Origin of the sequence: Rhodococcus artemisiae, assembly GCF_036327795.1 — a bacterium.
Taxonomy (GTDB): domain Bacteria; phylum Actinomycetota; class Actinomycetes; order Mycobacteriales; family Mycobacteriaceae; genus Rhodococcus; species Rhodococcus artemisiae.
Map to the genome: position 1 here is coordinate 29,888 of NZ_JAUTXY010000009.1, position 12,024 is coordinate 41,911.

The window sequence follows — 12,024 nt, forward strand, 5'->3', positions numbered from 1 at the left end:
GTACCTGCGATTCCTTCGGAGCCTGTGACTGCTCGCCAGGCGCCGCACACACCAGCTTCATCAGCGTTATCCCACCGACATTGCGCAGCGTCGCCGCTCACGGCACGGACCAGGGGTCGACCAGCTCGACACCCGACTGAACGAAATCCTTCGTGTTGCGGGTCGCGCAAGTGGCACGGTGGACCCGACAGATCGCTGCGATCTGAGCATCAGCCATGCTGATCGACATCCCGGCGCGCTCGCGAGCGATGAACACCTCGGCGTACTCCATAGCAGCCGCTTCGTCGAAGGCGAGCAGGGACCGAGTGTCCCGATAAGGCTGGATCGCGCCATCGATCGCTGCCTCGAGACCCGCCTTGCGCCGTCCGTCCGGAAGTCGGCGAGCTCCGGCAAGCAGCTCGGCCAGCGTGATCGCTGTGATCGCGACGTCGTCAGTGAGCGCTTCCAGCCATGCAATGACGCGCGGCTCAGGGCGCGGACGGAAGAGCTCTGAGACAACGTTCGTATCGAGAACGATCATTCGAAGTCCGCCACGCGGGCTGCGTCCGAGCGCTCGGGGATCGGCAGTTCATCCACGCCACCGACCGCACGAGCAGCCTCCAGCAGGGCGAGACCGATGTGCGGGGGCGACGAAGCCCGCGTGAGGATGTCGCGCACCTCGGCCTCCATCGAGCGCCCATGCTCCTTGGCCTGCGCCGCCAAGCGGCGTTTCACCGACTCGTCGAGTCCTCGTACGATAATCGAAGACATCCCGATCACCTCCACACGTGATATCACGCATGATATCAGTCCGCGGGCCGGGTCGAGAGATCAGCCCTCCTCAAACCCGACGCCAAGCCGGAACTCCACCACGTTCCGGTACATACAGCAATCAGGAGCGCCGAGCACGCCGTCGGTCGGAGTACATAGCGATCGCTCCGCGGAAAAGTGGCTTCGCAGCGCGTCGGCGAGCGGTGGGAGGTGAGTCTCCACGACATCGCGGACGACGTCCACGTCGACTCCGAAGTACTGGTGGACGAGGATGTTGCGGAAGCCCCCGATCTGCGGCCAGCCGATCTCCGGGTGCGTACCCGTGATCTCCTCGGGAAGATGGTTCACTGCTTCACCGATGATCTGCGATCGCGTCCTCTGCCATCTCCACGACGCCTGCATCGCCACCAAGAGCGGCGATGTAGCGCTGGCATCGCTCGATGGCCTCGAGAGCATCAGCGATGCGCTGAGAAGGGCCGCGACTCACAGTGCGACCGCGTCGGCGAGCGCCGAGGCCGAGATCCGGCGCTTGGGCAGCTGGATGGGGAACACGTCGATGTCGTCGCGGCCGAACAGCGCTCGGACCTCTTCCATCAGGCCAGAGGCCCGCATGAGCAGGTTCCCGTCCGCGGGGTCCATCTCGACAAGGATGTCGATATCAGAGTCCGAGTGTGCGGTGCCGCGGGCGACGGAGCCGAGCAGCTTCGGGTTCGTCGCACCGTACCGGTCGAGGAGCACCTGAAACTCGGCGCGACGCGCGTCGAGAAGCGCGCGCAGGGCGAGCGTCTCGGGCGTCATCGTGCTCTTGGGCATGTCCTCAGGCTTGTGGATTCGTGGATCAAGCCGCTTCACCGGCTCACGACGCCACACCCGCTCGGTGTCGCGGTCAGCGAACGATCTGATCACAGGATCAGTGTTTAACGCATCGTGTCAATAGCGCCATCCGCTAAAACGGAACTCCACCACGTTATGTCATCGACCAACCTCAGATCGAGGGCAGAGCAACGGGAGGAAGCGCCTGAATAATCGCCGTACACTTCGAGCGGTTCTTGAACAACGGAGCCTTGTAGGATGCGCCGTAATTCGCAAACACCTCGGCGACAAGACGCTCGAAGGGAATGTCAAGATCGGCTGCGCAAAGCGCTTCCGAAAATTGCTGAAGCGTCTGCTCGCTGCGCCATATGTTTAGTCCATTTAGTACGTAAAATGCGAACAGTCGATTTCCGTGGATCGCGACGGCTCTTTCTTGATCACGGACTTCATCGCTCACAGCTCCTGTCGGAGTAGCGATCCGAGTTCGCAAGAAGTTCTCGACGAGACGATTCGCCGTGACCGCTTTGTAAAGGGAGAGCGCATCGACTTGATCCTTGTCGAAGATCTGAGTGTACGGAGCAGAGCTAGTATCGCGCCATAGGGTGCTGATCTTCTCCTTGGCCCGGACAGCATTCTCCACCGAAGACCCGCACATCACAAGAGCAATCGTTGCTTCCTGAAGGCCGATGTGCGGAACCTGGCCATCCGCAGAGTCTTCTCCCGAACGGATCGAATAGTTCACTGCAAAGTCACGGTCCAGACTACGTCGGAGTTCTTGCTGGAACGGATCAAGAGAAACAAAATCCTTTACGCCGATACCGTTCTGCGAATTATTAAATCTCGTGACGTCCGTGGAGAATTCGTGATCAGAACTGGGAATCTCAATCACGCGAACTAAACACTTGAGGCGCGCGAGCGCTTCAGGCCCACCCTCAATGTCAACCAACCGCAGGAGCGTGCTGGTAGTTTGTGCACCGTTCACGATTGATCCTTGCGAAATCGTAAGCGCGACATTCTCCGCTGCCGCGCCACCCCGAAGCGTTCGCGCAACACCCTCGGCGATGAACGTTACACCGTTATTGTAGTACCAGAAATTCTCCGGAGTATTGAGAGCCGTGTCAAACATGTCGTCATTAATATCGGTCTCACCGAGTCCAGACCTGAGATTTTTCGCAAACAGCCTAGGACCCTGCTCCCGGTACAGCTCCGCAAGAGCATTTCCAGTTACCCACCCGTAGAACCCATTGAATGGCACAGAGACGGTGTTGTATCCGTTCAAAACGAGTTCGAACTTCGCACCGGCACTACCACCGTAAGGAGAAATAATTTCATATAAGTCCGACAGGCGTTTATAGGTGAGGGCATCACGATCGCCCATCGAGTTCTCAAAGCCATCTTCGAGAATCGTAGACGCTCCCTTGGGTATGTCTCGGTCCGAAGTTGATACCAACACCGGGAACAGCGAAACGCTGGGGGTATTGATTGCCGCCGATATTTCGTCCCGCAGGGCTTTTATCTTACTATTGCCATTTTCGTAAATGGACAAGCGAAAGACCTCGGACGCGCCGGTGACCAGCGATTTCGCATCAGCCTCGTCGATGGGTGAACTCTTGGGATTATCCACAAACTTGGACTGAAAAATATACGCCTTCAGATTGGCGCGGTCAAAAAAGAATCCGTCAATACCACGATCCTTGGGGCCATCGGTTATGTGGCTCAGCACTTCTTCCCTCGAACACCCGGCGATTTTCTCGAGAGCGAATCCGATCAGCAACCGGGTGCGAGTATCCGAGTCAGACATATTTGGACTCTCAGCAAGGAGTTGCTTCTTCAGCCACGAATACTCATTGTCGAGATGAGCGCGAACTCTTGTTAGATGCACTTCGCCAGCAGCCACTATTCCACCCCAAGACCCTTATTATCAATAATTGGAACAGCCCGATGACTGCGCACGCTTCTGCGATTCGACTGGGCGGCAGAAGCTCCCGCTGGGCCTCCGCTCCGCCACGCTAGCGCATTAGTAGGGACGCAGCGAACTGGTCGTCCAACGTCGCGCATCCGACTCAGACATTGAAGCGGAACTCCACCACATCGCCGTCGGCCATGACGTAATCCTTGCCCTCCATGCGCACCTTGCCCCGCGACTTGGCCTCGGCCATCGATCCGGCATCGTCGAGATCGGCGAACGATACGATCTCTGCCTTGATGAAGCCGCGCTCGAAGTCGGAGTGGATGACACCGGCCGCCTGCGGCGCGGTCGCGCCCTGCGGGATGGTCCAGGCGCGCGCTTCCTTGGGGCCTGCGGTGAGGTACGTCTGCAGGCCGAGAGTGTGGAAACCGACGCGAGCGAGCGAATCCAGGCCCGCTTCGTCCTGGCCGATCGAGTCGAGCAGCTCCTGCGCTTCGTCGGGTTCGAGTTCGATGAGCTCGGACTCGACCTTCGCGTCGAGGAACACGCAGTCGGCCGGGGCCACGGCGTCGCGCAGTTCCTGCTTCTTCGCGTCGTCGGTGAGCACCGACTCGTCGGCGTTGAACACGTACAGGAACGGCTTGGTCGTCATGAGGTTGAGCTCGCGCAGCAACCCGAAGTCGAGCGTGCTCTTCTTCGAGAACAGGGTGTCGCCTTCGTCGAGCACGGCCTGCGCTTTGATCGCTTCCTCGTGCTGCGGCTTGAGTTCCTTGTTCTTCTTCGCCTCCTTCTCGAGGCGCGGCACAGCCTTCTCGAGGGTCTGGATGTCGGCGAGGATGAGCTCGGTCTCGATGATCTCGATGTCGCCGAGCGGGTCGACGCGACCGTCGACGTGCACGACGTCGTCGTCGGCGAACACGCGCACAACCTGGCAGATGGCCTCGGCCTCGCGGATGTTGGCGAGGAACTTGTTGCCGAGCCCGGCGCCTTCGGACGCGCCCTTGACGATGCCGGCGATGTCGACGAACGACACGGTGGCCGGGAGGATGCGCTGTGAACCGAAGATATCGGCGAGCCGATTCAGCCGCGGATCAGGCAGTTCCACGACACCGACGTTCGGCTCGATCGTCGCGAACGGGTAGTTCGCGGCGAGCACATCGTTCTTGGTCAGCGCGTTGAAGAGCGTCGACTTGCCGACGTTGGGAAGTCCGACGATTCCGAGGGTAAGGCTCACGGGATCAAGAGTCTACGTGGTCCTTGCGATGCCGCGTCATCCGCACGCCACCCGAACCAACTGGGCAATGCGCGCAGCCTGATCGTCGGTCGGTTCTGCGGAGCCGTTGGTGGCGAGTTCGCCGACCTTCGCGTTCACCTCGGCGTCGTCGGCACCGCTCTCGATCAGCGGGCAGCTTTCGGTGACGATCGTTTCGATCGACCGGGTTTCGCGGTCGGCCGACAGGTTCGGGTAGGCGGCACGGAACGCGGTGACGAATGCGCCGAGTTTGGCGTCGTCGAACCAGTCCCCTGCCCGTTCGGCAACACTGGACGCCGCGCTCTGCACGGATGAGGCCGCACCCTCCGCACCTTCCTGGACGGAGGTGACCGCGACACCCGCAGAGGTACGTACTTCCTCCGATGTGGTCGAATCGTCGTCACCGCACGCACTGAGAATTCCGGCACATGTGATGGCGATGATCACGCAGATAACCCTGCGAGAAGGGGATTCCTCGATGCGCAACGACATATATCGAGAATGCCACGCGTTCGTGCTGGACACGGGCGTATCCGGCAAACGTGCAACCCAGGGCAGATCCTGCACTCTGGCCGTAGATTGGCGAATATCGATCGAGGCGATGGATACATGCGTGCGGAAGGACCACCGTTGAGCGACTCGAAGAACACCTCCGACCACACGGCAGGCGACAAGGCTGCCGTGAAGCCCGATCGCGGGGCCCTGATCGGGGTCGGTGGAATCTGGTTGGCGAAGTGGTCGGGCTGTCTCGTTCTCATCGCTGCCGCAGCCGTGGTGCTCGGCTGGATCATCGAACAGATGTGGGTGGTCGTCCTGCCGGTCGCCCTCGCCATCGTCGTGTCGACCATCCTGTGGCCACCCACGCGTGCCATGACCAAACGTGGGGTTCCTCCCGCAGCCGCGGCGGGCTTGACGCTCGTACTGTTCTTCGCGATCGTCGCCGGGATCATCGCCGGCATCGTTCCGTCCGTGGTGTCTCAGGTTCCTGACCTCGCGAACAAGGCCACCGAAGGCATCAACACCGTCCAGGACTGGGTACAGGGCCCGCCGATCAATCTGCAGGACGAACAGATCGACAACGCGGTGCACGTCGTCGTCGAACGTCTGCAGGGCAGTGCCGCCTCGATTGCCGGTGGCGTGTTCTCCGGGGTGAGCACAGCCGGATCACTGTTGGTCACGTTGGGCCTGGTACTCGTGCTGACGTTCTTCTTCATCAAGGACGGGCCGCGTTTCCTGCCGTGGCTGCACTCGGTGGGCGGTCGCCGGGCGGGTCACCACCTCGAAGAGGTACTCATGCGGATGTGGTCCACGCTCGGCGGATTCATCCGTACTCAGGCGTTGGTGAGTTTCATCGACGCATTGTTCATCGGTATCGGCCTCGTCATCTTGGGCGTGCCACTCGCCCCGGTACTCGCCATCCTGACATTCATCGGTGGCTTCATTCCGATCGTCGGTGCGTTCGTCGCGGGCGCCCTCGCTGTGCTGGTCGCACTGGTTGCGAACGGGTTCACCACGGCGGTGATCGTGTTGATCCTGATCATCGCGGTGCAGCAGATCGAGGGGAACGTCCTGCAGCCGGTGCTGCAATCGAAGAGCATGAAACTGCACGCCGTCGTGGTCCTGCTCGCGGTGACAGCCGGGGCGTCGCTGTTCGGGATCGTCGGCGCATTCCTGGCTGTCCCGGTCGCCGCGGTCACAGCGGTCGTCATCCGCTACATCGGTGAACAGATCGACGCTCGGTCGGTGGAGCGCGAACCAGGACAGGGTGACAACGCGGAAGACGACGGCCAGGAAGACGACCAGATGGCCTTGCCCGCACCGGGCGACACCTCGGCAACCGACCCGAAACCCTCCTCCACCAACTCGTAGGAACGGCTCAACTCACCATCTGCACAGTGGAGCCCGTACGACCACGCAGCACGTGGAGGCGGCTCGGGATTCGCTGCCTCAGCTCGTCGACGTGGCTGACCACACCTACCACGCGACCACCGGCGCGCAGTTCGTCGAGGACACCCATCACCGCATCGAGCGCGTCGGCGTCGAGGGTGCCGAATCCTTCGTCGATGAACATGGTGTCGATCACCACACCACCGGCTTCGGCTGCGACGACGTCCGCGAGCCCGAGGGCCAGCGCCAGGGAGGCCTGGAACGATTCGCCACCCGAGAGCGTCTTGGTGGAGCGCACCGCCCCTGTGTACTCGTCGTGGATGTCGAGGCCCAGTCCACCTCGCTTGCCATGGCTGCCGGCCGCATCGCTGTGCACGAATTCGTAGCGTCCACCGGACATTCTGCGCAGCCGGTCGGACGCCGCCTCCGCCACTTCCTCGAGGCGCGCAGCGAGCACATACGAACGCAACGACATCTTGCGATTGTTCGCTCCCCCACCGGCGACGACGTCGGCCAGTGCCGTGAGCTCGGCCTGCTCGTCGCGCAGCGGAACAAGCGCCTCGTAGGCCCGCTCGAGTCGGTTCGCGTAGGTCGCGATATCAGTGTGACGGCGGTGCGCCTCGGTCGCGGCAGCGAGTGCGGATTCGAGTGCCACAGCACCGGATGCGACCACCGCACGCGCCGCCTCGAGGTCGACGGCCTCGTCGCCGGTGAGCGCATGGATCTCCGGTTCGGCGAGCACGGCGGCAACGATCGCCCGGCGGTTCTCGGCGTCGCGGATCTCACGATCGATCTCGGAGATTCTCGATGCAGGACGCAGAGCAGCACGCGCCTGCACCAGATCGGTGAATCCGCCTTCGGTGGCCGCGATCTCCGCTTCACGCACACGTTTCTGCGCGACCGAATGCACCTGAGCGACCCGGAGCCGGGCATCGAGCCACGCGGTGGCGGCTTCCACCAGAGCAGCGAGGCGCTCACGCTTGGCCGACAACGACTCACTGCCGTCGACTGCCGCTGCGACACGGCGACCGATCTCGTCGGCCTCCGATGCGAGCACGGCATCATCGCGGGCGATGGCGGCCAGCGCGGTCTCGGCCTCCCGCTCGCGGGACCGAAGCGCGAGATCGCGCGCGTGGAGGTCGTCGACCGCGCGGCGACGTCGATCCAGCTGTGCTGCCGCAGATTCAGCGGTGTCGTGCGCCTCGACGGCGCCGGCGCGCGCCGCGGCCAGGTCGTCCTCGCAGGTGTCGCCGCTGCGTTGCCGCAGGATCGCTACCGTGCTCGTGGCATCGCCGACCGCCGCACGCGCATCGGTGAGTGCCTTCGCTGCACGTCGCTCGACGGCATGGGCACGTTCTTCGTCGTCCTCGGTCGCGGCGTCGGGTTCGGGTTGCGCCGGCGACGGATGTTCCACCGCTCCACAGACCTCGCAAGGATCGCCCTCGACCAATCTGGCGGCCAGTTCGGCGGCCATCCCCGCGATTCGACGTGCACGAATCTCGAGGAGCGCTTCGTGCGCCAGGTTGTGATCCGTATGGCGCTGCGCGGACGCCTTCTCCAGCTCTTCGAGCTCTGCGCTGCGCGAGCGCAGTTCACGAGCGGCGGAGAGCGCGTCGGCTGCACGGTCACGGGCATCACGGAGCCCGGGGAGTGACGCGGCAGCCTTCTCCGATTCCGCAACTGCGGCCGTCGCCTCCGCGACCCGGTCGGGAAGTGCAGCGCGTTCCGCGACAACACCCTCGAGCTCCGCAGCGACAGTCTGTCGATTCTTCTCCAACACCTCACGGCGGCAGGTGATTTCGTCGATTCGTCGCTGCTGGTCGATCAAGGAGTCGAGCTTCGTCACCTCACTCGACCACCGCTCGTAGCGGGGGCGGATCAGCACGCGGTCGCTGTCGTCGGGCTGCCCGGGCACCTCGTCGAGAAGCGCACGGCCCTCGGCCGACTTCTCGAGAACTGCTGCGGTGGAGTCGAGAGCGCTGCGCGCAACTTCCGATTCAGCGGCAGCTCCGGCCGCTTCACGATCGAGCACCGCAATCAGGTCCGCGCGATGCGCTGCGTCGCGTTCGACGGCCATCGCTGCGCGCTCCGGTTCTCCGGCGTCGAGCAGGGTCTTCATCTCGAGCGCTTCGCCACGACGTCGGATCCGCTCCTGCAGCGCGATCGCACTGTCGAGTGCCGCGCGGTTACCACGGTCGAGCTCGCGGGCCTCCGCGTGCACGACTGCGGTAGCGTCGCGAACATCGGCGGCATCGGCAAGCAACCTGTGGGCCCATTCGACCGGCTCGGCGTCGGCCCCGGCCTCGATACCCGCGGCCGCAGCGACCTTCGCGGCGAGCACGTCGACGGCCTTCTGCTGTTCGGCGAGTGCTTTCGCGCCGGATCCGCGGCGCTCGCGGAACCATTGCTCGACGTCGCCGAATCTCGTGGTGTCGAACAGACGCTCGAGGAGTTTGCCCCGCTCGTCGCTGGCTGCCCGCAGGAACTTCGCGAATTCGCCCTGCGGCAGCAAGACGACCTGGAAGAACTGTTCGGCGCTCATCCCGAGCAGTCCCTTGACCACGTCGCCGATCTCGGGGATGCGCGACAGGTTCTCCCCCGTACCGTCGAGCCACGTCAGGGTTGCTTTCGCCTGCTGCTTGACGGTGCCGACGCCACGCTTCTTCGGGCGTTCGAAATCGGGACTGCGCTCGATGCGTAATCGCCGACCGGCAATCGTCGCCTCGAGGCAGACCTGCGGAGCGGCACCCGCGGGCGCATGGTCGGACAGCAGCCTGCGTCCGTCGGCGCGGGCACCGGGCACCGTCCCGTAGAGCGCGAACGCGACCGCGTCGAGGACCGACGTTTTCCCCGCGCCGGTCTGCCCGTGCAGGAGGAACAACCCATCTGCGCCGAGTTCGTCGAAGTCGACGGCGACGGTGCCGGCGAACGGCCCGAAGGCGGTGATCTCGATCGAATGCAATCTCATGCCGGCACGTCCGCCCGTTCCCCACGACCGGAATCGTCACGCCGCGACTCGTCGCCGATGCCACGGCGGCGATCACCGTCGCGGAGGGCCTGTTCGAACCATCCCGTTTCGCGTGCGGACGGCTCGCATCTGACATCGGTGAGGAACGTCGAGGCGATCTCGAGGTCGGTACGCCCCCTCACCTTCTCGCGGTAGCTGCTCTCGGAGCCCGACGCGGGGCGTTCCCACTGCACGTGCACCGCATGAGGGAACCGTACCTGCAGCCGCCGCATCGCATCGACCGGGCGGGCCCGGTCGGTCAGGACCGCCGCCACATAGTGATCTTCGGCCGGCTCGTGAGCCGGATCCACGAGCAGGTCGTCGAGGTCGCCGGTGAGCTGGGTCAGTTCTCGCACCATCGGAAGGTCGACGCGCTCGACGGACACGAGCCCGGTCTCGTCGAGGTCGACGAGCCACACCGCCTTGCGGTGCGAACGCTCGCCGAACGAGTACGGCAACGGCGACCCCGAATACCGGACGTGTTCGGACACCGTCTGCGGCGAATGCAAGTGCCCGAGGGCCACATAGTCGGCGCCGTCGAAAGTGGCCGCAGACACGGTCTCGACACCACCGACCGAGATCGACCGCTCCGACTCCGTCGTCTCGCCACCGACGACGAAGGCGTGCGCCAGCACCACGGTGCGGCCGCTGCGCTCGGCGGCATCGGCCTGCACCCGCGCCATGGCGGCGTCGAGGATCTCCTGGTGCGACCGTGCACCGGGCACGCCGAGTTCGGTGCGGGTGATCTCCGGCTCGAGATAAGGGATGCCGTAGAACGCGACCGGCCCGTGTTCGTCGTTCAGCACCACCGGCCGATCGACACGAGAGACACGTGTGATCAGGTGCAACCCCCCGTGCGCGGCGAAGGCCGCACCCGCTCCGAGACGGACGGGCGAATCGTGGTTGCCGGACGTTGCGATGATCACTGCCCCGGCGGCGCGGATCGCTTCCAGCCCGGCGTTGCACACCGCTACGGCGTCGGCGCTCGGGATGGAGCGGTCGTAGATGTCGCCCGGCACCACCACCACGTCGACACCGCGCTCCGCAACGAGTTCGGCGACGGCGGTGAGCGCGGCGGCCTGGTCGGCGAGCAGGTCGACACCGTGGAAGGTGCGGCCGATGTGCCAGTCGGAGGTGTGCAGGATCCGCATGTCGTCAGACGGTAGAGGAGGACACCGACACGCTCAGGTTCCGGGTAACTGTCACCGCGGTGCGGCATCATGCGGCACATGTCAGCTCTCACGGCACTGGGTCTCGTCGTCGCACTCGCCCTCGGAGTGGTGCTCGGCTGGCTGCTGCACGCATCGCGCAGCGGCGAGCGGGCAGCGCGCGCCGAGGCGAAGCTCGCTGCACTCGAGGCCAACGAGTCACAGTTGCGCCAATCCTTGAGCGCGGTCAACGAGGACGCCGCGCGGCGACAGTCCGGAGCCGTCGGCGAGCAGGTGTCACGGCTGGTCGGGCCGCTGCACGAGGCGGTCGGCGCACTGTCCAGACAGGTCGAGAACGTCGAGCGGAGCCGGATCCACGCGTACGCGGGTCTGACCGAGCAAGTCGAAGGTATGCATCGCGCCTCCCAATTGCTGTCGACGCAGACCCAACAGCTCGTCACCGCCCTGCGGGCACCGCAGGTGCGCGGCAGGTGGGGCGAGATCCAGCTCGAACGCGTCGTCGAGCTGGCCGGGATGGTGAGGCACTGCGATTTCGACACGCAGGTGTCGAAGGAGGGCGTTCGCCCCGACCTGCTGGTCTACCTGGCCGGCGGCAAGCAGATCGTGGTGGACGCCAAGGTGCCGTTCGCTGCCTATCTCGACGCAGCGCAGGAGGAAGACCCGGCCCAGCGCGATCGGCATCTGGCCCGGCACGCGCGGCAGTTGCGCACCCACGTCGACCAGCTTTCCGCGAAGTCGTACTGGGAGTCGTTCGATCCGACGCCGGAGTTCGTGGTGCTGTTCGTCCCGGGCGACCCGTTCCTCGACGCGGCACTCGGCGCAAACCCGGATCTGCTCGAGTACGCCTTCGCGCGAAACGTGATCCTCGCCACCCCCACCACTCTCGTGGCCCTACTGCGCACGATCGCCTTCACATGGCGTCAGGAAGCCCTGTCGCGAGACGCCGCAACCATCCACAGGCTGGGTAGAGAGCTGTATCAACGACTCGGCACGGTCGGCGAGCACTTCGACCGCCTCGGCGGGCAATTGGGCAAAGCGGTCGATTCGTTCAACCTCACGGTGTCGTCGATGGAGACACGGGTGGGAGTCACGGCCCGAAAGCTCAATGAGCTGGAACTTTTCGACGGCGACGTACCCGAGATCCGGCGCGTCGACTCGTGGCCGCGACGCAGCACACTCGCAGAAAGTGCAGAAACCGACGGTCCTGTCGACGAAGCAAGCTGATTCTGTCGGGTTA

Annotated in this window: 11 protein-coding genes; 2 read left to right on the forward strand and 9 right to left on the reverse strand. The window is 64.2% G+C overall.

Going from position 1 to position 12,024, the window contains the following annotated elements; translation table 11 throughout:
• Positions 1–97: 97 nt before the first annotated feature.
• From Q7514_RS18815 to Q7514_RS18845, 7 genes are all read right to left on the reverse strand, one after another.
• A complete protein-coding gene (locus tag Q7514_RS18815; protein WP_330134797.1) occupies positions 98–520 on the reverse strand; it encodes a type II toxin-antitoxin system VapC family toxin in 423 nt (140 codons plus the stop codon).
• Positions 517–750, reverse strand: a complete 234-nt coding sequence (locus Q7514_RS18820; RefSeq protein ID WP_330134798.1) for a FitA-like ribbon-helix-helix domain-containing protein — start codon at positions 748–750, stop codon at positions 517–519. The genes Q7514_RS18815 and Q7514_RS18820 overlap by 4 nt, the downstream gene beginning before the upstream one ends.
• Positions 751–810: 60 nt before the next feature.
• Complete coding sequence (locus Q7514_RS18825; RefSeq protein ID WP_330134799.1) at positions 811–1,098, reverse strand: HepT-like ribonuclease domain-containing protein; 288 nt, start codon at positions 1,096–1,098, stop codon at positions 811–813.
• A 135-nt stretch (positions 1,099–1,233) separates the two neighbouring features.
• A complete protein-coding gene (locus tag Q7514_RS18830) occupies positions 1,234–1,656 on the reverse strand; it encodes a nucleotidyltransferase domain-containing protein (protein ID WP_330134800.1) in 423 nt (140 codons plus the stop codon).
• A gap of 79 nt (positions 1,657–1,735) precedes the next feature.
• Positions 1,736–3,460 carry an AIPR family protein gene (locus tag Q7514_RS18835; protein WP_330134801.1) on the reverse strand — a complete coding sequence of 575 codons (1,725 nt, stop codon included), beginning with the start codon at positions 3,458–3,460 and terminating at the stop codon, positions 1,736–1,738.
• Positions 3,461–3,626: 166 nt separating this feature from the next.
• On the reverse strand, positions 3,627–4,706 hold the full coding sequence (gene ychF / locus Q7514_RS18840; protein WP_330134802.1) for a redox-regulated ATPase YchF: 1,080 nt from the start codon (positions 4,704–4,706) through the stop codon (positions 3,627–3,629).
• Positions 4,707–4,742: 36 nt separating this feature from the next.
• The gene (locus Q7514_RS18845) at positions 4,743–5,171 is read right to left on the reverse strand and encodes a hypothetical protein (protein ID WP_408016133.1); all 429 of its coding nucleotides are present in this window, start codon (positions 5,169–5,171) and stop codon (positions 4,743–4,745) included.
• 162 nt (positions 5,172–5,333) lie between these two features.
• Between Q7514_RS18845 and Q7514_RS18850 the strand changes: the two genes are divergently transcribed.
• Entirely contained in the window at positions 5,334–6,593 is a 1,260-nt protein-coding gene (locus tag Q7514_RS18850) for an AI-2E family transporter (protein ID WP_330134803.1), read from the forward strand.
• Between the two features lie 7 nt (positions 6,594–6,600).
• Here Q7514_RS18850 and Q7514_RS18855 read toward each other — a convergent pair whose 3' ends face one another.
• Both Q7514_RS18855 and Q7514_RS18860 read right to left on the reverse strand, forming a co-directional pair.
• The gene (locus tag Q7514_RS18855) at positions 6,601–9,579 is read right to left on the reverse strand and encodes an AAA family ATPase (protein WP_330134804.1); all 2,979 of its coding nucleotides are present in this window, start codon (positions 9,577–9,579) and stop codon (positions 6,601–6,603) included.
• Positions 9,576–10,769, reverse strand: a complete 1,194-nt coding sequence (locus Q7514_RS18860; RefSeq protein ID WP_330134805.1) for an exonuclease SbcCD subunit D — start codon at positions 10,767–10,769, stop codon at positions 9,576–9,578. The genes Q7514_RS18855 and Q7514_RS18860 overlap by 4 nt, the downstream gene beginning before the upstream one ends.
• A gap of 78 nt (positions 10,770–10,847) precedes the next feature.
• On the opposite strand from Q7514_RS18860, the gene Q7514_RS18865 reads away from it, so the two are divergent.
• Entirely contained in the window at positions 10,848–12,011 is a 1,164-nt protein-coding gene (locus tag Q7514_RS18865; protein ID WP_330134806.1) for a DNA recombination protein RmuC, read from the forward strand.
• Positions 12,012–12,024: the final 13 nt, after the last annotated feature.

Coding starts and splice junctions, on each gene's coding strand:
- Q7514_RS18815 (WP_330134797.1), bottom strand. CDS start 520: ATGATCGTTCTCGATACGAACGTTGTCTCAGAGCTCTTCCGTCCGCGC.
- Q7514_RS18820 (WP_330134798.1), bottom strand. CDS start 750: ATGTCTTCGATTATCGTACGAGGACTCGACGAGTCGGTGAAACGCCGC.
- Q7514_RS18850 (WP_330134803.1), top strand. CDS start 5,334: ATGCGTGCGGAAGGACCACCGTTGAGCGACTCGAAGAACACCTCCGAC.
- Q7514_RS18855 (WP_330134804.1), bottom strand. CDS start 9,579: ATGAGATTGCATTCGATCGAGATCACCGCCTTCGGGCCGTTCGCCGGC.
- Q7514_RS18860 (WP_330134805.1), bottom strand. CDS start 10,769: ATGCGGATCCTGCACACCTCCGACTGGCACATCGGCCGCACCTTCCAC.
- Q7514_RS18865 (WP_330134806.1), top strand. CDS start 10,848: ATGTCAGCTCTCACGGCACTGGGTCTCGTCGTCGCACTCGCCCTCGGA.